The following is a 20,012-nucleotide window of genomic DNA, read 5'->3' on the forward strand; positions in this document are numbered from 1 at the left end:
TTCCCAAAAGTTTGCATCAAAACTTAACGACCATCTAAATGTTATGGATTATAAGCATTGTTGGCGGTATTTGCAAATGATTTTTTCATATCAAATCACAACTTAATCCCATCAAATACCGCCAAAGATTTTAAGAAAATTTCTTTCAAAATTATCCCTACTTACCCAAAACTTCTTGCCATACTTCACGGACAAACTGCCGCAGCTCATGCCACTCTTCATCATCAACGATCGTCGTCTGCTCAGATAGGGCAAGCTCATGGGTTTTTTTGCGCAGATCGAGATAGGCTTGGGTTAGGCGTTCGCAGCGGTAAATGTCCCAAATTTTCGCCCTGCCCACTTCTTTAAAAATCCGCACATTATCTGGCCAAATCGCAAGCGTCGGATACTCGTGCGCTAGGCTTAAAACCATATATTGCGCCAAAAATTCAATATCGACAAGCCCGCCAAAGTCTTGCTTTAGGTGGAATTGCTCACTATCGCCATCGCGACTGTTTGGCTTAGTGCCAAGATGCGTTTGCATTTTTTGGCGCATTTCGATGACATCAGATCGCACCTGCTCAGGCTCGCGTTTTTTGGTCAAGACATCCTTGCGAATACGGTCAAATTCTGCCAAAACCTTATCATCACCGATCAAACCACGCGCTCGTACCAAGGCTTGATGCTCCCACGCCCACGCTTTTTCTGATTGGTACATTTCAAAGGCATGGGTAGAAATCACAGGCACGCCTGCATTGCCCGATGGACGCAGCCGCGTGTCAATCTCATAAGCACGGCCATCGCGCGTCTGTGTCGCCAGATAAGTCATCAGCTTTTGGATCAAGCGCGAAGCGAACTTCATGCCGCTGATTGGCTTTTCGCCATTGGTTTCGCCTTTTTCGTCAATGCGGTGCAAAAACACCAAATCCAAATCCGACGCATAGCTCATCTCAAGTCCGCCAAGCTTACCGTAGCCCACGATGGCAAAACCACAATCATCAACATCGGCACGATCGCCATTTTGAAGCAATGGAAAACCATGTTTTTGCGTTAGCTCATCAAAAGCACGATACAGCGCAGACTCTAGCACCACTTCAGCGATGAAAGTTAGACTGTCTGATACTTTCATGATATGGCGAAGACCAAGCACATCTGCGGTCGCCACGGCAAGCACTTGTGTCTTTTTAAACAAGCGAATCGCCGATAGATAGCTTTCGTCATCAAACGGCTCAACACGCAGCAAACTTTGGCGTAAAATGTCAGTCAGCTCAACTTTATCAGGCAGGTGCAGATAGCGTTTTTGTAAGAAAGTATCAAGCAGTACTGGATAATGCGCAAGCTCACGCGCAATCCACGGACTTGCTGACAGCATCGGAATCAGACGCACCGTCGCATCTGGGTTCTCGGTGAGCATTACAAGATAAATCGAACGGCGACAAATCGCTTCAAGCAGACTGATCAGTCGTGGCAATGCTGCCATCGCGGACGCCACGCCATCAAGCTGCGCATGGGTCAAAAGCGCGTGCAAAATGATCGGATAAGCTTGATTGAGTCGCTCTTTGGACACATCATCGAGCGTCGCTACCAGACGCGACTGCTTAAACCGCTCAAGACTTGCCATCGCATCATCGCCAAGGCTTTCGTGCAGTGAGCTTGTGATTTCACTGGCGTTTAAACTCTCTTGCTTAGGCGATTGACGATCAGTGACCATGCGCCCAAACGGACGGCTTACATTTTGACGATGCGCATCCAGCACCGAGCGGAACGATGTCACCGACTCAAAGCCCAAGGTCTGTGCCACTGCTAACAACTCATTGGCATCGCTCGGCAGTCGCTGCGTCTGATGATCGTGGCGCGCTTGAATGGCGTGCTCAAGTCGGCGCAAAAAGCGATACGCCGCGCCCAACTGCCGTCCTTCTTCTTTATCAATATAACCAAGCTCAATCAGCACCGCCAAGCACTCAAGGCAGGCAGGATGCTCAGCGATACGCACATGATGACCGCCATAAATCAGCGCAAACGCCTGCACAATGAACTCAATATCACGGATACCCCCGACGCCAAGCTTGACATTATCAAGGTCTTGACGCTGTGTTTGCTGATTGATAATCATCGCTTTCATCTCGCGAAGTGCGCTGAATGCACTGTAGTCGATGTAGTAACGATGAACGAAGTTTTTAGTAATTTGGTGTAATTGTGTGGCGAACTCATCGCTGATGTCATTGACCACACGCGATTTTAGCCATGCAAACCGCTCCCAAGTGCGCCCATGCTGATTGAAATATTTCTCAAGCGCTTGTAAATGTAGCACCAATGGTGAACCATCGCCCCACGGACGCAGACGCATATCGACACGAAACACAAAACCATGCTCGGTGTTTTCGTCCAAAAGCTTAATTACCCCACGCCCAAGATCACGCATGAATTTATGGCTGTCGATGCACTTTTTGCCGTCGGTATCGCCATTGTCAATATGCACAAAAATCAAATCAATGTCGCTCGATAAATTCAGCTCTCTTGCGCCAAGCTTACCCATGGCAATGATGGCAAGCTCATCTTTGAGCGTCTTCATCTTGCGGCGAATGATCGGATCGCCATAGCGTATTGATAATTTATGATAAACAAAATCTTTGGAAAAGCTGATACAGCTATCAGCAAAATCCGACAGCTCGCGGGTCAAATCTTCAAGTCTGATCACCGACAGCGCATCTTGCCAAATCCATTTAAGCATCAAAAACTTGCGCAAATCACGCAAGCCTTGCATCACCATTGCTTCATTGATCGCATCCAGATAATAAGTCGTACCAAGCCCAACAAAGCGGCGCACCAGCATATCAAAACCAGCACGATCAATCGGCACGCCAAAACCAAACTCACCCAAAAAAGCCTGCGCCTGTGCGGTGTGCTTTTGGTAAATTTGACTGGCAAATGGACTTGCCAATGCCAAAATATTTAGCTGCTCTTCATTGGGTATAAAGTCAAATGAACTCATTGTCGCATTCCATTCCTTATCTTTGCGCCGCCATCTGTGCTGTGAATGCCGATAAAGCACCACCAAAGCACAAAATCAACCGATGATTTATCAATACGCCCTTATTTTACAACAAAATTTGCGTTATAATACAGCCAATCTGACAAATTTATCTTAAAAAACCCATTATATCATAAAATCTTATGACTTCATCAAAAACACTAATCCTAATCACCACAAGTCCGCACAGCCACAAGGCAAAGCTTGCACTACAAGACGCCCAAAGCCGCTTAGCAAAGGGCGAGCATATCGCGGTATTCTTCTATGGTGACGGTGCATATACTGCCAATCGCCTGATGTGGCAAACCGCCGATGTGCCAAGCATTGCTACTGAATGGGTGAATCTTGCCCAAAGCCACAATCTGTCACTGCCTGTCTGTGTCAGCACAGCTCTAGCGCGCGGCATCACCGATGCTGAGAATGCCAAACGCCACAGTCTAGATGGTGATAATTTGCTTGTACCATTTACGCTAGTGGGTCTATCTGAGCTTGCGCTCTTGATCGATGATGAAACTGCCGTGGTGCAATATTAAGGAGTGATGATGAAATTTTTAATTAATATTGGCAGTGATAGTGAGCTGATTTGTTATGAAGCCCTTGCCCTTGCGATGACTTTGGCGACTTTCGATCATCAAGTACAGCTTAATTTTATGAATGATAGCTTAATAGTATTACAAGATGAAAATAGCCGATTATTTGGTATGGTGCAGTCGCTTGAATTGTACGATATGCCACTTGCCTATCATCAGTTTAGCAATGCAGTTGATACACTTGATAAAAAAATCCAAGCAGTGCTGACAGCAGATACCGCCATCATCTCAGACTATGATACCGTGCTGAATTTTTAAATTTTGATTAATGAAGGAAAAATAATGCTAAAGCTTGATGATGATGGACATCTAGTGAATCATGAAGACTGGACGGCGGATGTCGCCCAGACGCTTGCCGATACGCTAGAAGTGCAGCTGACCGATGAGCATCATCAGATTTTGCTTGCGGTGCGGGATTTTTTTGAGACTTATCATCACAGCCCTGCCACGCGCCCCTTGATTAAGCATCTGATGATCGCCTTGCCCGAGCTTGAGATTAGCAATCAAAAACTACAAACACTGTTTAACACAGGCTTGGTTGCGCGTCATGTCAATCGCATTGCAGGCTTGCCAAAACCGCCGAATTGCTTGTGATAATCAATCATCACAAACACAATAGTAGCAAGCCTTTTAAAGCAATCAACCTTTCAAATACCCCATCAAATCCACCACTTCCACACCGTATTGCATGGTTGGGTTTTTGGCAGCAAGGGTTGATTTGAGTGCGGTCATCACGCGCTCAGCAAGATCTGCTTTAATCTCATCGCTACGCCCTGGCATGATGGCGACTTTGACATAGGCGAACGCCTGATCGCCCCGTCCATCACCGACCAAATTCCAATTTTGGTACTCTGGCTTATATAGGCGTGATTTGATGTCATGCAGGTGAAACACCCCGCTCTCGCCAAGCGCGCAATTGACCGAGTGTAGCACTTGAGCTTCAACGCAATCCACCGCGGTTGATAATTCAATGATCACTTGTGGCATGGTTTTTTTCCTTATAAATTCAATAAGTTATCTTGATGTCGGCTTATGATAGCCGACGCTTTCACCCACATCACCAACAAAGCCAAGCTGCCGCCAAACTTCATACAGACAAATCGACACGCTATTGGCAAGATTTAGGCTGCGCGACTGTGGCAACATCGGCAATCTCAGCCAATTCTCCGCGCCGATATCAGTACGCACATCATCAGGCAAGCCGTCGGTCTCCGAACCGAACACCACAGCGATACCGCGCGCGTCACTTTGATCATTCAGCCCAAAATCATACTCATAAAATGGGCGGCTGAATTTGGTCGTCATCGCCACAAATCGACTCACGCCCTGCGCCCGTAGTGTAGATTTTGCCGCCGCCCAATCGCCATGCACCTGCAGATTGGCATATTCATGATAATCAAGCCCAGCGCGCTTAAGCTTGGTATCATCAAGCTCAAAACCAAGCGGCTCAACCAAATGCAAGCTTGCACCTGTATTGGCGCACAAGCGGATGATATTGCCCGTGTTATTGGGAATCTTTGGCGAAAATAAAACGATATGAATCAATGGGTTATCGACAGAATTTGACATAAATGCTCTGTAGGCGATTTTTATTGAAAGTATTTCGGTTATTATAATCAACAAAATCTTGCTTGATTATTTCAATTGTAATTTAATGTAAAATAAACGATGAATGACTGGTCAAAAGCCAAAAACTTCGTTAAGATAAAAGCGTGAATGCCACTGCCGTCATCTGCAGTGCATTTGCCAAAACACATTAACCATAAGGATACTATGATGAAAAAGTTACTGATTACTTCTTTGGCAACATTGGTCGTATTGACTGGCTGTAACACCGTCAAGGGATTTGGCAAAGATGTGTCAAAAACTGGTGAAGCTGTTTCGAATACCGCTGAAAAAGTTGAAAACAAGCTGTAATTTACGATTATAAATTACACTTAATTTCAGCACCCAAACTTGCTTTGAAATATCATCAAGGCAAGTTTTTTATTTGTTTAACACCAGTATATTATTAAGCGCATTTTATAAAAACTGACTCACCAAATGATTGACATAGAGAAAGCCCAATGCCGTCGGCGCTAAAATCAGCGGATCAAACACCATCAAACCCTGATGCTGTAGTGGCATCAACTCATTATCAATGGTACTGACAAACAGCCCTGTGCGCTCTTCGAACAGCTGTGTCGATACGCCATTTCGCAAGCGCAAGGCATTCATCATAAATTCAAAGGGTAGATTCTCCGCTGCCACAGGCTCGAAGTTCACCATCTTAGGTGCATCGGTATAATTAAGATAATCTTTAGGCAGGCGTGATTTTTGGAAACGATACACGCCATCACTCAGCCCATCATGCCCATGCAGCGTTACTTTACCATGCGCCCCTGCGCCGATGGCAAGGTAGTCGCCAAATTGCCAATAGTTCAGATTGTGCCGACACGGCGTATCATTTTGCCCCGCCCATGCACTGACTTCATAATTATCAAATCCGTGCTTGGTCAGTACATCTCGCCCAGCGGTTTCGATGGCATCCATCATCTCTTCATCAGGCAGATCAGGCGGTGCGCGATAAAAGGCAGTATTTGGCTCGATGGTCAGCTGATACCAAGAGATGTGCGTTGCGCCAGCATGAATCGCGGTCGTGATGTCATGTACTGCCTTATCTGCCGTCTGCTGCGGCAGTCCATGCATCAGATCGCAGTTCACACGGCGAAAACCTGCCGCGCGAGCAGCCTGAATGGCATGAATGGCTTGATCGGGATTATGAATACGCCCAAGTACGCTCAGTGCATCAGCATCAAAGCTCTGCACGCCGATGGATAAGCGATTGATACCAATATTGAGGTATTCTTCAAAAGGTGCGTGCTCAAGCGTACCAGGATTGGCTTCTAGAGTGATTTCACAATCATCTGCAAATGGCAAAATCTTACGAAGACCTGCGAATAATCGCGCCATCTCATCGATAAGCAATAGCGATGGCGTGCCACCACCGATGAATACTGTGCTGATTTGACGATTTGCCAGATATTGCGCTTGACTTACCGCATCTGCTAGCAGTGCATCAACATACTCAGCAAATGGCGCATCCTGCCCTGCTGCGTGCGAATTAAAATCACAATAGGGGCATTTTTTCACACACCACGGCACATGAATGTACAGCGACAGCGGAATGCGCGATGGCAGCAGCTCAAGCTCAGGAATCATGGATTAAGCTTCGTCACTGCTGTTGTCAAATTCAAATTGATTGAGTTTAAACTTCATATCAATATGCGACTCAAGTGCAGGTAAGTTGAACGCATCATTTTCACTGACAAAGCTGATCGACACGCCCTTATGCCCTGCACGCCCCGTGCGTCCGATACGATGCACATAGTCATCAGGCATATCAGGCAAGGTGAAATTAATCACATGGCTAACATCATCAACATGGATGCCGCGACCAGCAACATCGGTCGCAACCAAGATATTAACTTCACCATCTTTGAATCGCTGCAGATAGCGTTCGCGTTTTTGTTGCGCAACATCACCTGAGAGCATGGTCACTTCATGATAACGGCGCAGATTATCGTACAGTCGCTTAACCTGATCTTTGCGATTGGCAAAAATGATCGCCTTGGTGACATCAGGATTGGCAAGAATCTGACGCAGCGCGCTCATTTTTTCTTTTTCGGTCAATAGATAAAACTGCTGATCAATCGCGGTATTGGTCTTCGACTCGGGCGCAATCTCGACAAAGGCAGGATGATACAGCCAGCGATAAGCCAAATTCATCACATCTTGGTTAAAAGTCGCCGAAAACAGCAGGCTTTGACGGTCGGTATTGGCAGGCATATGGCGGACAATGCGCTTAATATCAGGGATGAAGCCCATATCCAGCATACGATCCGCTTCATCAAGCACAAACACTTCCACGCGATCAAGGAACAGCACGCCCTTATTCACCCAGTCAATAATCCGCCCCGGTGTGCCGATTAGGATATCCAGCGGTCGCTTATTGATCTGCTCAGCTTGCTTATCAAAATCCGCACCGCCTGTGATGCACAGATTATACAGCTCGCTAAATCGCGTCAGCTCACGACAATCTGCCAAAATCTGCTGCGCAAGCTCACGCGTCGGTGCCAAAATCAAGGCGCGCGGCTCGCCCAAATAACGCTTTTCATCTTTGGCAAATGGTCGCTTGAGCAGTGCCTCAATGATGGTAATCAAAAAAGTCGCCGTCTTGCCCGTACCTGTCTGCGCCTGCCCGATGGCATCTTGATTTGCCAAAGTATGCGGCAAAATCTGCGACTGAATCGGCGTTAAGCGATCAAAATTCAGTGCTTTGACGGCTTTTAGCGTCGATGCTGACAGGGGTAGATCTTCAAACTGCACAAAGGCGCTTGGCTCGATGCCCTGTTCGATGTTTGGCTCAGGAGCGTTTGCAAAATCAGTGGTGGCGTTCATTGAATCTTTCGACATGGAAACTGGCTGCGTGGTCAAAATTAGTCTTATAACAATAAAGATGGGCTGCCCAGTGGACAGCCGCTTGGATTAGTTGGCCGATCCGCCTTTTTTCAGATCAGAGATGCAAGTACCCATGCTTTGTTGATAAACCGCTTGCACAAAGCCGCTCTTATCTGCATCGGTATCATACACTTTGGTTTCCCACATACCATCGATGTTCATTTTCCAAAAATCGCCCAATTGCTTGGCAACTTCTTTATCTTCAGTGCTGTTATTGATGGCGTTGATCACAGTATCAAGCTCTTTGGTCGCGTCCGCTTTGCTCAGACCGCGTTGGCGCATATCGGCAAGTAGCACCAGACCAAATGATGATGAGTCGCAAAATTGCAACATTGAAATCTCTTCTGGCGTAAATGGTGGCTTACTGTCTTTTTTGGCTGGCTTATCTGCTGCCATCGCCAAAGTGCTACTTGCAAGCAGTGCCGCTGTCGCCAATAATTTTACCGCAGTTTTCATTGTTATCTACCTTTGTATGATTTTTGCGATCTTATTTTGATCGCTTCATCGGGTGAATTTCGCCACCCAAACAAAGGTGACACTCATTCACATTATCGCACATTGCCCCGCCCTTTGCCAAGTCACAATTGCAATGATTGCTTAACAAAACAAAAACTCGCCTTGAAATTAAGACGAGTTTTGCACGGTAAAAATACCAAATTTACAGCAAAATGCTCAGCTTTTGATTATAGCTTGACCACTTCTTCAGCTTGCAGACCTTTATCGCCTTCGGTGACGACAAATTCAACCGCTTGACCTTCTTTTAAAGAGCGATAACCTTCACTTTGGATCGCACGAAAATGCACAAACACATCTTCACCGGTTGCGCGCTGAATAAAGCCAAAACCCTTGGCATCATTGAACCATTTAACGGTACCTTGTTCTTTAGACATGATAATTTCCTTATGTAGCCATCACGAAAATCCTGTGAATGATGGACGGTATGAGCGATGGCAACTTAGCAAATGTTCACAGCCATTATACTTGCTCGGATCCCTAGCAAAAAAATTCCCTTACAACCCTAACAACAAAGTGCCACTGATATAACTTAACAGCAAAAGCCATTATGCGTATAATACATGGTTTACAAAACCAATACAAGTTTTACGATAAAAAATAATCATCATTTACTTTTTGAAAAACTTATTTTATGCTTTTCGATAGTATTGATAAAATATTTTAATGCAAAGTTGTACAAAATCCACTACAATAAATTCACCGATTGCAACTGTTAAAGAGAAACCCATGAACCGACTACCCAAAAAAATCACTCTAATCAATGGTCCAAATCTGCACCTACTTGGCAAGCGCGAACCTGAGATTTATGGTTATACCACATTGCAGGATATTGAAGATAGGCTTATCAAAAAAGCGCAGGCAGATGGCATTGAGCTGATTTGTTTTCAGTCCAATCACGAAGGCGCGATCGTTGATTTCATCGGTGAAGTTGGGCTGTTATCCGCCGAGCCGATTGATGGCGTGATCATCAATCCTGCTGCTTTTACACACACATCGGTTGCTATCCGAGATGCTTTAGCAGCATTGAATAAACCATTTATCGAAGTGCATCTGTCCAATGTCCATGCACGCGAGCCGTTTCGCACACATTCTTATTTTTCAGATAAAGCAGTTGGTGTGATTTGCGGCTTGGGTGATTTGGGCTATGAGATGGCTTTGGATTGGTTTGTGCAATATTTTAAAAATCAGTCATTTTAAACCAATGCATGATTTTGTAGAGTATCTGTGCGATAGCTTGGGCCCCTTGGGGAAAATCTCATCTCGCAAAATGTTCGGCGAGCATTGCCTATTTTTAAACGGGCAAATGTTCGCCATTATTGATAAAGACCATCAAATATTTATCAAAACTTCACAAATCAGCGGTATCGACACGCCATTTACCTATCAAAGACAAGGCAAATCTGTTGCCATGAACTATGTTAAAATCGATGATGGCTTGATCGATGATAGTGATGAGCTGATGGCGGTGATTGCAGCCAAGCTTAAGTTTTAAACGGTTAAATATTTTAAGCAAAATAAAAAGCTAGGTTTTGATACCTAGCTTTTTAATGTGCAAAATAAATTACAACAACGGATTAATCACAGGGATTTTATTGTCTTTTTTGTCGTCTTCTTTGGCAAATTTTGGGTTAAAAGTCTGCACCAGCGGATTAGTTGGCAAGCCCATTTGATTAAGCTTATCACTCACACCCACTTGGATATTATCACCTTCAAACAGTCGCTCATCATCCGTGCGTGCCAATTGCAGATTTTCAAAATCAAACAAATTACGATCAGCTAGCTGACTTGGCGCAACATTTTGCAAGGCTTTAAACATACTTGCCAAGCGTTTTGGATGTGTATTATCCCATTCACGCAGCATCTCATTAATCATCGCGCGCTGCAGATTTTCTTGTGAGCCGCACAGATTACACGGAATGATTGGGAATTTTTTATAATTAGCGTATTTGATGATGTCTTTTTCGGCGACATAGGCAAGCGGACGAATCAAGACATTTTGTTTATCATCGCTTAATAGCTTTGGCGGCATGGCTTTTAGGCTGCCCCCATGGAACAGATTTAGGAAAAATGTCGCCAAAATATCATCACGATGATGACCTAGCGCCACTTTGGTTGCGCCAATTTGTTTAGCAAAACCATATAATGAGCCACGACGCAAGCGAGAGCACGCCGAGCAGTAGGTCTTGCCTTCGGGGACGACAGATTTGACGATACTATAAGTATCCTTTTCTAGGATATAGTAAGGAATGCCTTGCTCTGATAGGTATTTTGGCAGCACATCTTCAGGGAAACCAGGTTGCTTTTGGTCAAGATTTACCGCCACGACATCAAAGTGAATCGGCGCAATACGCTTTAGGAATAATAAAATATCAAGTAGTGTAAAACTGTCCTTACCGCCTGAGATACAGACCATCACCACATCGCCATCTTCAATCATCTTAAAGTCGCGAATCGCCCAAGACACTTCCTTGCGGATTTTCTTTTGTAGCTTTTTAAAGCGTGCAGATTTGATGCCATCATCGAATTCATGGCGAGCATCGTCCGCATGATCATCAAGCTCTTCTTCATGATCACCAAGGCTAATATCCGCACCCGATAGCACGCTTTGCAAGGTTTGTTGTTCTTGATTGTCGATTTCTTCGATATGAGTGGTCATGGCTTACCTATATATACAATAAATTTATTTTTTAGATTTAATTTGATAGCGCGAAGTGGTGCTTGTATCATTTTTGGTGTCAATCTTATCTTGCAGATTTTTGGCAAGCGTGTCTGCGCCTGCAAGTTTTGGATTGACATACACACGCTTGGCACCTGTCGTATCCAATGCACGCTTATGTTTTTGCACAGTTTTTGGATGAGTGTCGGCTGATTTTTTATTCAATGATTTGTTATCAAACGGCTTTTTGTTTGCTGGTTTTTTATCAAATCTTGGTTTGTCAGCTGATTTTTTGGTAAATTTATCATCACGCTTAGCAAAGCTTTTGCCTTGATTCGGCTTGTCAGTTTTATCAAAGCGCGATTTATCCGTGCGTTTGCCATCGCCATCTTTGCCAAAGCTGCGTGATTTTTCGCCTGTATAATCCGCTGATTTATCCAATTGTTTATCAAATTTATCTTTAAAATCACCACTTATATGGCTTGGCTCATTATCAGCTACCAAGGCAGATTTGATGGCGTTTTTGTGGCGGATTTCAAAGCTTTGATGAATCGGTTTTTTGATATCAAAATCAAAGCCGATGGTCTTGTGCGTGATGTCCGTCACTTCATAGCGATTGGTCAGGCTCTCGTCAATCTCAAAGCGCGTGTAGTTATTACTAAAATACAGCACGCCACCCGCAGATAGGCGATTCATCGCGCGATTGATCAGCGCCACATGATCACGCTGCACATCAAAGGTGCCTTTAAATTTCTTAGAATTTGAAAAAGTCGGCGGATCGATAAAGATGACATCGTACTGCTCGGTGTTATTCTTAATCCATTCAAAGGTATCTTCTGCGATGAACTGATATTTTAACCCATCTTCAATTTGAGCATCAAGTACCAAGCCATTGAGGGCGAAATTTTGCTTGCCCCAATCCAAATAATTACCCGACAAATCGACACTAGTTACGCTCTTCGCCCCTGCCATTGCAGCGTGGACACTGGCTGAGCAGGTATAAGAAAACAGATTTAGCACGCGTTTGCCACGACTTGCCGCCTTGACAAGTCCGCGCATATTGCGATGGTCGATGAACAGGCCAGTGTCAAGATATTCTGTAAAATTGACATAAAAATACGCACCATTTTCGGCGGCGACATACAGCTTGTGGCGTTTGCTGTTTTCATTCTTGGTGTATTGCTCATTGCCCAATTGGCGCGCGCGTGTCTTGATAAAAATCGATTCACGCGATACACCAAAGACTTCGCGCACCGCGTGCAGCACCAGATTAAAGCGCGCTTTGGCGACATCAGTAGGGATTTGCTTAGGCGGTGCGTATTCTTGCACATGGATTTTATCGCCATAGACATCGATGGCGACATTGAAATTGGGCAAATCCGCATCATAGACGCGCAGGTTGGTTACGCCTGTTTTGGCAGCTTGTTTTTTAAGATTGACTACATTTTTTTGCAGGCGATTGATGAATTCTTGTGCATCATCAATCAGCACTTCACGACGCTCGTAATCACGGATAATGCTTGGCAAGGCTACCAAATTCAGCTGACCATAGCGAAAATACACCGTCAGTGCACCGTTGTGACAGCGTAAAGTTTTCGGCTCGGCGATTGGCAGAGTATCGACGTGCTCGACATGGCTTGCCAGTACCGCCATATAGGCATGATCCACACCTGCTGCGCGCAAGCCATCGACGCATTTTAGCCCCAAGCCTTGATACAAGGGCTTGATAAAATCACTGTCGCCCAGTCGCTCGCCATAAGGCGGATTACTGATGATCAATGCTGATTTGGCGATGATATCGCTCAGCACATCACCCAATGTCGCCACCGCACGCTGCTCAAGGCGCACCTTAGATAAAATCGGTGATAAGCCTGACGCCATCAAGTTCTTATGACACGCTTGCACCGCATAGGCATCGGCATCACAGGCAATGATGGTCAGCTGCTCATTTTGTAGTTTTTCTAAATTATCATGAAAATCTTGCGTGGCTTTGGCGACCATCTGATCCCACAAATCTTCATCATGATGCTGCCAGCAATAAAAGCCAAATTCATCCGCTGCTTTATCCAGTCCCACAGGGTAGTTGGCGCGCATCAGAAGGCTTTCGGTGATAAAAGTACCCGAACCACACATCGGATCGATGATGGCATCAAACTCACCCTTGTGCCAGCCGCATTCGTACAGCAGGGCTGATGCCAAGTTTTCTTTCAAAGGCGCAGCAGTATTGGCGATGCGATAGCCGCGGCGGTGTAAGCTTGTACCTGATAAATCAAGGAACAGTTCGGCAAATTTATTATTGGCAGCGGCAAAAATCTGAAAATCAGGGGCTTTGGCATCGACATCAGGACGCGCGCCAAACGCACGGTTGAAAGTATCGGCAATTGCATCTTTGATACGCAAGGTAGCAAACTGCTGATTGACCGTCAGTCGCTTATCGGTGCTTAGGCGAATGGCGAAGCGGTGATCTAAGCCAAACAGCGCCATCCAATCGATACGGCTAGCAAACTGATACAGTGCTTCAGGCACATCTTCGTTCAGAACTTCGTTGCCATTATCAAGTTTTTGTTTAAAATAATACTCGCCAAGTGGCAAAAGCACGCGACTTGCCACACGACTATAAAGGCACAAACGATACAAACCTGTCAAATCCGTCTGCACCAGCACACGCCCTGCGCGCAAGATCTCACCTGTCATGCCAAAGCTATCAAGCTCGATCAGCAGCGCAGGCTCAAGCCCATCAGCGCAAGTGATGACAAGGTGAAATGCGCTTGGGTCAAAGGTGCGCAGATTGGCAAAATAAGTGGTGGCAGACGCAGTCATAACGATCCAAATTTTCAGTCGAAGTCAAACAAACCATTATAGCACAGCTTTGTGATTTCGACGATAAAAAACCACCAAGTGAATCGGTGGTTTGGCTGCTTAATTTTTATCCATCAACTCATCGGTGTGTAGCAGCTTATCTTTGGTTTCATCACTCATCACAAGCTTCATATATGGATACGGTACTTCGACGCCTGCGTCATCAAGGGCGCGTTTGATTTTTTCGTTGATATTTTCTTTAATCACAGGGATGCGCGCAACCGATAATGGCGCAACCCAAAAACGCACAATCAGATTAATCCCCGATTCACCAATGCTATCAACCGTGGCAAGTGGCGCAGGATGCTTAAGCACCACTTCATCTTTTTGTAAAGTTTTAATAATCGCACTGCGCGCAGCGGTGATGTCCGCGTGTAGCCCGATGCGCGTTTTGACATCGAAGCGGATCATTTTTTTGGAAGTCAAATTCACCACTTCAGACGATGCCACTGCTGAGTTTGGAATGATGATGATAATGTTGTCGCGATCTAGGATTTGCGTGGCGCGCAGCGAGATTTTCACCACGCGACCTTCTTTATCACCCAAGCGAATCCAGTCGCCAACTTGGAAAAATTGCTCCACCAAAATCACAATCCCTGCGATGAAATTGGCAAGGGTGCTTTGGGACGCCCAACCTACCGCAAGACCTGCGATACCAAGACCTGCAACGATTGAGAAAATATCAAAGCCGAATTTTGCCATCACGGTGGCAAAGGCAAGCACCAAGATAAGTACTAATAATAAGTTTTTTAAAAGTTGCTCAATCGATGCGTTCAGATCATAATGCTTCAGCACACTGCTGACCATCTGTCCACTGGCAGCCCACAGTGCATAATAAAAACCCGCCCAAGTTGCCGCCGATGCCCCTGCTTTAATAGTGTCCGCCCGCACGCCAATCTGCGACAGCACCGCCAAAATACTGGTAACAAACCACAAATAGCGTAAAGTCACGCGAGCAATGCGCGCATAGCGATGCGGTAAGCCAAACGCCTTTCGCACTGTCTTGATGGCATAGACAAGCAGCCAATAAATAAAGCCAATCAACACAAGCAAAATGATGATTTTAATGCCTGTGGCCAGTATCGACAAGCCGAGCTTTGCCCAGTTGAGCGTCTTATCATCGAGCGAACCACCAAGCAACCAATAGATATTTTGGTATAATTCCCTTAATATTTTTTCAAAAAATTGTGCAATATTCGACGCATTCATAGCGGGCACATCCATCGACAAAAATCAACTACAGCAATTGGTGTTAAGACTTGATATTTTAACAAAAAAATTGACACTAAGCCATTGATAAATACGAGTTATTTTTTAATAAATGTTATATAAATTCAGCTTGCACAAATTTTATCCACACACCATCATAACGAACGCTGTTTATGCATATTTTCAGCCCAAAACAAGGATAACTTTCACAAATACAGAAACAGTGTTACAATAGCGAAATTTATCCACACAGGTACCGCTATGTCAGGTCTGATCACGCTTGTACTTATCCTAAGCCCGATGTTTATTGGCTTTTTATTACCCAGTCGTCCAGAGTGGGTGAAAATGAGCGAAACCGCTTTGGGCTATTTGGTATTTTTACTGTTGATCGTCATCGGCATTGAGCTTGGGCTTGTGCAGGATTTGGCGGAGAAAATCGGCGCGATCGCCATGTATCTTGGCGTGCTAATGCTACTTACTCTAAGCTCAGGCGTCGTTGCATTATGGGCGTTTGATCGCTTTTCACCACAGCACACCACGCGCACAGACACGCAAGGCAGTAAGCCAAAAGTTAGCCTACGCGGCAGCCTTGTGCAGCTGATTTGTCTTGCCATCGGATTTAGCTTAGCTCAGATTTTACCTGCTGCCCTGCTACCCCCTGAGAGGACCACCACCGTGCTACTCATGGCACTGCTGTTCTTGGTCGGAATCTCATTAAAAGGCTCTGGCGTAAGCCTTCGTGAAGCCATGCTAAATAAACGCGGCTGTCAAATCAGTGTGATTTTTATGGCGGTCACTTTATTAAGCGGTGTCATTTATGCGCTGATTTTCTCAGAAGTGTCATTTGCAAAAGCCTTGGCATTGGCATCTGGCTTTGGTTGGTATTCGCTGTCTGGCACGATCATGACCGATGCCTATGGCGCGGTTTGGGGCAGTGTCGCCCTGCTCAATGACTTGGGTCGTGAGATCGTTGCTTTGATCGTCATTCCGATGCTGATGCGCCATTCGACATCGGCAGGCATTGGCTTGGGCGGTGTTACCAGTCTTGATTTTACCTTGCCAACCATTTTACAATCAGGCGGTACACAGATCATGCCTGTGGTGATTAGCTTTGGTTTTATCACCAATGTGGTTTCGCCAATTTTAATGGTATTATTTAGTCAATTGGGATAATCTTAGCATTATATCAGTACAAAGCACACATTGTCTTAAGACCCTTGCTTTGTTACAATAACCCATTCACCGCTTTATTTTGGTTATTATTATGTCAAACTCCATCGTCGAACAAGCACTGCGCGCCGCCCGAGCTGATCAGGTAAATAGCCATCAAGACATCCTTGCCAAACACCAAAAAATCGCCGAAGAATTTGAAGAATCATTAAAAAATCAGCAAGCATTACAAGACATTCATCTATCCCTATCAGACTATTTGGCTGCGGTCAAATTGGTCATTGATGACAGCTTCGATCATGAAGTATGGGTGCGCGCCGAAATCCGCTCACTGCACAGCAAAGGCGGCCATTATTATTTTGAACTTGCCGAAAAAGACGATGATGACAACATCACTGCCAGTTGCCGCGCGACCTTATGGCGGTATCGTGCCAATACAGTTCTTGCCAAATTCACCGCTACCACAGGGCAAAAACTTGCCGCAGGCGCAAGCATCCTGATCGAATGCTCAGCAAGTTTTCATGCGCAATACGGCTTTAGCCTAAATATCTCAGACATCGATCCGAACTACACACTCGGCGAGATCGCAGCCGCTTATCAAGCGATGAAAAAACGCTTGATCGATGAAGGATTGATCAATTTAAATAAACAATTGCCCACACCATTTGACATCGAAAATGTCATCGTCATCGCACCAGAGCAAGCGGCGGGATTGGGAGATTTTCGCGCTGAAGCCGATCGCTTGATGCGTGCAGGTGCGTGCCAATTTCACTATCATCATGCCACTTTTCAAGGCAATCATGCACCCAGTGAGATTCGCGCCGCTATTACTACAAGCTTGACAGAGTTTGTAGAAAATCATCAAAAACTACCCGACATCTTAGTGATTATTCGCGGTGGCGGCGCGGTCGGCGATTTGGCATATTTGAACGATTATGAATTGGCAGCACTGATCGCAGAATGCCCTGTGCCTGTTTGGGTTGGCGTCGGTCATGAGCGCGATCAGGTGATTTTGGATTTGGTGGCACATACAAGCTTTGACACACCGTCAAAAGTCGTGCTCGGTATAGAATCGCATTTGGCACAAATTACAAGCCAAGCCAAATCCACCATGGAATACCTGCACAAAAAAGCACTGGATCAGCTATACCTTGCCAAAAATAACAGCCAGCGGCATTTTGAGAAAGTACGCCTAAAAAGCCTAGCTGCCATCGCCTTGGCAAAAAAAGACACCGCACATGAACTCAAGCAATTTAGCCAAACGATCAAACACCAGCATTCTAAAGAAAAATTAAAAACTTATGCCTTGATGAAATCAATTCATCAACACAGCATTACGCAGCTTACCCATGCCAAGCACCAAAGTACACATCAGCTACACCGCCATCACAGTGTGAAATCTCGCCTGCAAGTCATGCGCGATCGCTGCGCACAGCTACAACGCCTAATCCTGACTCAACACCCCAAACACACCCTACAAAAAGGCTATGCCATCATCTATAATGATGTCAATCAGCCGATCAAAAGTGCGAGTATGCTCAAGGCTGATGATCGCGTACGCATTCAGTGGCAGGATGGTAGCGTCAGTGCGCGCATCGAATCAGTGCATTCAGAGTTATTTTAACGCTATAATTTTCGAAAAACTTTTAAGGTAAATTTATGAATACAGCACTACAATTGGCACAGACACGATACACTTGCAAAGCCTATGATGCTGCGCAAAAAATCGATGAAGACACTTTTAATACCCTGCTTGAAATGCTGCGCCTTGCACCATCATCGATCAATATTCAGCCGTGGCAATTTTTGGTGGTGAATAGCGATGACAAAAAATCCCTACTGACACAGTCGATGACCGATGGCGATGCACACAATGTGCCTAAGGTAATGAACGCATCTCATATCTTGGTACTGTGTACCAAAACCAGCCTTGATGGCGCGCATCTTGACAAGGTGCTACAAGCCGAACAAGCTGCGGGACGCTTTGCTACCGATGAAATCATGCAGTCACGAAAGGCACTGTGTAGCTACTATATCGAGCAGTTCGCCCAAGACCCCCAAAAGCTCATCACTTGGGCGGAGAATCAAACCTTCATCGCACTAGGACATCTGCTGCTATCAGCTGCGATGCTTGGCATTGATGCCACACCGATCGGCGGCTATGATGCGCAAGTGCTGGATGATTTGCTAGATCTACCTGCACAGAATTTAAAAAGCTCGGTGCTTGTAAGCCTAGGGTATGCAAGTAGTGCCGATGGCAATAAAACCTTGCCAAAAGCCCGCCTAGCGATGGATGATGTTGTTAAGTTTTTATAAAAATTATCAAGCAAAATAAGCTTGTGAAAATACCAAAACCCATCATCGCGATGGGTTTTGTTTTGGTTTAACTTGACAAATATATTTAGTCAATCCGCCCCAAAAACTCATCAACAGCACGGTACTGCTCAGCCGTCGTCTCGCAGGCATACATCGCATCACGAAAGGCATTGGAATTGGGCAAGCCGCCTGTGTACCAAGCAATGTGCTTACGCGCAATGCGGCAACCTGAATATTCACCATAGAATTGATATAGCTCTTGTAAGTGAGTCAGGACAATGTCTCGCAGTTCGGTAACGCTTGGCGCATCCAAAAGCTCGCCCATCTTAGCATAATGCACGATGTCGCGAAATAGCCACGGTCGCCCTTGTGCTGCGCGCCCAATCATCACTGCATCTGCGCCAGTGGCTTGTTGTACCGCGACTGCCTTTTCAGGGCTATCGATATCACCATTAACAATCACAGGAATACTGATGGATTGTTTAACCTGTCTAATCAAATCATAGCGCGCCTGCCCTGTGTAGAAATCTTCGCGTGTGCGTCCATGAATGGCAATGGCGGCGATGCCTGCTTCTTCGGCGATCCTGGCGACTTGTAGGATATTTTCTTGTCCATTGGCAAAACCAAGTCGTGTCTTTAGGGTGACAGGCACATCGACGGCATCGACCGCGGTTTCTAATAATTGCTTGACCAGACCAACATCTTGTAAGAGTGCTGAGCCCGCCAGTTTTTTACAAACCTTTTTGGCAGGACAACCCATATTAATATCAACGATTTGTGCGCCATTTGCCACCTGAAATCGCGCAGCTTCGGCAAGCTTATCAGGCTCTGCACCAGCGATTTGCGCGGAGATGGGGGCAATCTCCCCATCGAAATTGGCGCGGTATAAGGATTTTTTACGCGCGTATAGAGCGGTATCAGCAATGATCATCTCACTGACTGCATGACCTGCGCCAAACGACTTGCACAATCGGCGAAAAGGATTATCCGTCACACCCGCCATCGGTGCCACCCATAATCTATTCTTAATCTCTAAGCCCTTGATATACAAAGGCTGTAGTAAAATATGTTGATTTTCAAGGGGTTTTTGGGGATTTTGCATTGTGTATATTTTCGTATATTGTTGCATATTTTAGCGTATTGTTGCATATTTTGCTTTATTCTGCATCATATTGACATCATTTCT

20 protein-coding genes are annotated in these 20,012 nt (G+C 45.5%); 9 read left to right on the forward strand and 11 right to left on the reverse strand.

Annotated elements, in window-relative coordinates; genetic code table 11:
• Window positions 1–157 precede the first annotated feature (157 nt).
• Window positions 158–2,971 carry a bifunctional [glutamate--ammonia ligase]-adenylyl-L-tyrosine phosphorylase/[glutamate--ammonia-ligase] adenylyltransferase gene (gene glnE / locus NGM44_RS00785; protein WP_253223798.1) on the reverse strand — a complete coding sequence of 938 codons (2,814 nt, stop codon included), beginning with the start codon at window positions 2,969–2,971 and terminating at the stop codon, window positions 158–160.
• 182 nt (window positions 2,972–3,153) lie between these two features.
• On the opposite strand from glnE, the gene tusD reads away from it, so the two are divergent.
• The 3 genes from tusD to NGM44_RS00800 are packed head-to-tail and all read left to right on the forward strand — an operon-like array spanning window position 3,154 to window position 4,194.
• Window positions 3,154–3,543, forward strand: coding sequence for a sulfurtransferase complex subunit TusD (tusD, locus tag NGM44_RS00790; protein WP_253223799.1), 390 nt, complete (start codon window positions 3,154–3,156; stop codon window positions 3,541–3,543).
• 6 nt (window positions 3,544–3,549) lie between these two features.
• Window positions 3,550–3,858 (forward strand): hypothetical protein, encoded by a 309-nt coding sequence (locus NGM44_RS00795; RefSeq protein ID WP_253223800.1) that lies wholly within the window; start codon window positions 3,550–3,552, stop codon window positions 3,856–3,858.
• Between the two features lie 24 nt (window positions 3,859–3,882).
• Window positions 3,883–4,194 (forward strand): TusE/DsrC/DsvC family sulfur relay protein, encoded by a 312-nt coding sequence (locus NGM44_RS00800; RefSeq protein WP_253223801.1) that lies wholly within the window; start codon window positions 3,883–3,885, stop codon window positions 4,192–4,194.
• A gap of 45 nt (window positions 4,195–4,239) precedes the next feature.
• Here the strand turns inward: NGM44_RS00800 and NGM44_RS00805 are convergent, their stop codons facing one another.
• Both NGM44_RS00805 and NGM44_RS00810 read right to left on the reverse strand, forming a co-directional pair.
• Entirely contained in the window at window positions 4,240–4,587 is a 348-nt protein-coding gene (locus NGM44_RS00805; RefSeq protein WP_253223802.1) for a hypothetical protein, read from the reverse strand.
• Between the two features lie 27 nt (window positions 4,588–4,614).
• Complete coding sequence (locus tag NGM44_RS00810; protein ID WP_253223803.1) at window positions 4,615–5,169, reverse strand: tRNA (cytidine(34)-2'-O)-methyltransferase; 555 nt, start codon at window positions 5,167–5,169, stop codon at window positions 4,615–4,617.
• A gap of 207 nt (window positions 5,170–5,376) precedes the next feature.
• On the opposite strand from NGM44_RS00810, the gene NGM44_RS00815 reads away from it, so the two are divergent.
• Window positions 5,377–5,517, forward strand: coding sequence for an entericidin A/B family lipoprotein (locus NGM44_RS00815; RefSeq protein ID WP_253224586.1), 141 nt, complete (start codon window positions 5,377–5,379; stop codon window positions 5,515–5,517).
• Window positions 5,518–5,622: 105 nt separating this feature from the next.
• Here the strand turns inward: NGM44_RS00815 and hemW are convergent, their stop codons facing one another.
• The 4 genes from hemW to NGM44_RS00835 form a co-directional block, all read right to left on the reverse strand.
• Entirely contained in the window at window positions 5,623–6,801 is a 1,179-nt protein-coding gene (gene hemW / locus NGM44_RS00820) for a radical SAM family heme chaperone HemW (RefSeq protein WP_253223804.1), read from the reverse strand.
• A gap of 3 nt (window positions 6,802–6,804) precedes the next feature.
• A complete protein-coding gene (locus NGM44_RS00825; protein WP_253223805.1) occupies window positions 6,805–8,055 on the reverse strand; it encodes a DEAD/DEAH box helicase in 1,251 nt (416 codons plus the stop codon).
• Between the two features lie 72 nt (window positions 8,056–8,127).
• Window positions 8,128–8,556, reverse strand: coding sequence for a hypothetical protein (locus NGM44_RS00830; RefSeq protein ID WP_253223806.1), 429 nt, complete (start codon window positions 8,554–8,556; stop codon window positions 8,128–8,130).
• A gap of 227 nt (window positions 8,557–8,783) precedes the next feature.
• Window positions 8,784–8,990 carry a cold-shock protein gene (locus NGM44_RS00835; protein ID WP_253223807.1) on the reverse strand — a complete coding sequence of 69 codons (207 nt, stop codon included), beginning with the start codon at window positions 8,988–8,990 and terminating at the stop codon, window positions 8,784–8,786.
• A 352-nt stretch (window positions 8,991–9,342) separates the two neighbouring features.
• On the opposite strand from NGM44_RS00835, the gene aroQ reads away from it, so the two are divergent.
• Window positions 9,343–9,813: a type II 3-dehydroquinate dehydratase gene (gene aroQ / locus NGM44_RS00840; protein ID WP_253223808.1), complete on the forward strand. Its 471-nt coding sequence runs from the start codon at window positions 9,343–9,345 to the stop codon at window positions 9,811–9,813.
• 70 nt (window positions 9,814–9,883) lie between these two features.
• Entirely contained in the window at window positions 9,884–10,108 is a 225-nt protein-coding gene (locus tag NGM44_RS00845) for a TfoX/Sxy family protein (protein ID WP_253223809.1), read from the forward strand.
• A 69-nt stretch (window positions 10,109–10,177) separates the two neighbouring features.
• Here NGM44_RS00845 and ttcA read toward each other — a convergent pair whose 3' ends face one another.
• The 3 genes from ttcA to NGM44_RS00860 form a co-directional block, all read right to left on the reverse strand.
• The gene (ttcA, locus tag NGM44_RS00850) at window positions 10,178–11,128 is read right to left on the reverse strand and encodes a tRNA 2-thiocytidine(32) synthetase TtcA (RefSeq protein ID WP_371923535.1); all 951 of its coding nucleotides are present in this window, start codon (window positions 11,126–11,128) and stop codon (window positions 10,178–10,180) included.
• Window positions 11,129–11,296: 168 nt separating this feature from the next.
• Window positions 11,297–14,092, reverse strand: coding sequence for a bifunctional 23S rRNA (guanine(2069)-N(7))-methyltransferase RlmK/23S rRNA (guanine(2445)-N(2))-methyltransferase RlmL (rlmKL, locus tag NGM44_RS00855; protein WP_371923517.1), 2,796 nt, complete (start codon window positions 14,090–14,092; stop codon window positions 11,297–11,299).
• Window positions 14,093–14,191: 99 nt separating this feature from the next.
• Window positions 14,192–15,340, reverse strand: coding sequence for a mechanosensitive ion channel family protein (locus NGM44_RS00860; protein ID WP_253223811.1), 1,149 nt, complete (start codon window positions 15,338–15,340; stop codon window positions 14,192–14,194).
• 261 nt (window positions 15,341–15,601) lie between these two features.
• On the opposite strand from NGM44_RS00860, the gene NGM44_RS00865 reads away from it, so the two are divergent.
• The 3 genes from NGM44_RS00865 to nfsB all read left to right on the forward strand — a co-directional run bounded on the left by NGM44_RS00865 (window position 15,602) and on the right by nfsB (window position 18,826).
• Window positions 15,602–16,513: a lysine exporter LysO family protein gene (locus NGM44_RS00865; RefSeq protein ID WP_253223812.1), complete on the forward strand. Its 912-nt coding sequence runs from the start codon at window positions 15,602–15,604 to the stop codon at window positions 16,511–16,513.
• Between the two features lie 91 nt (window positions 16,514–16,604).
• Window positions 16,605–18,134: an exodeoxyribonuclease VII large subunit gene (gene xseA, locus NGM44_RS00870; protein WP_253223813.1), complete on the forward strand. Its 1,530-nt coding sequence runs from the start codon at window positions 16,605–16,607 to the stop codon at window positions 18,132–18,134.
• Window positions 18,135–18,169: 35 nt separating this feature from the next.
• On the forward strand, window positions 18,170–18,826 hold the full coding sequence (gene nfsB / locus NGM44_RS00875) for an oxygen-insensitive NAD(P)H nitroreductase (RefSeq protein ID WP_253223814.1): 657 nt from the start codon (window positions 18,170–18,172) through the stop codon (window positions 18,824–18,826).
• A gap of 85 nt (window positions 18,827–18,911) precedes the next feature.
• Here the strand turns inward: nfsB and dusB are convergent, their stop codons facing one another.
• Window positions 18,912–19,928, reverse strand: a complete 1,017-nt coding sequence (gene dusB, locus NGM44_RS00880; protein WP_253223815.1) for a tRNA dihydrouridine synthase DusB — start codon at window positions 19,926–19,928, stop codon at window positions 18,912–18,914.
• Window positions 19,929–20,012 lie beyond the last annotated feature (84 nt).

The organism is Moraxella sp. FZFQ2102 (assembly GCF_024137865.1).
Lineage (GTDB): Bacteria > Pseudomonadota > Gammaproteobacteria > Pseudomonadales > Moraxellaceae > Moraxella.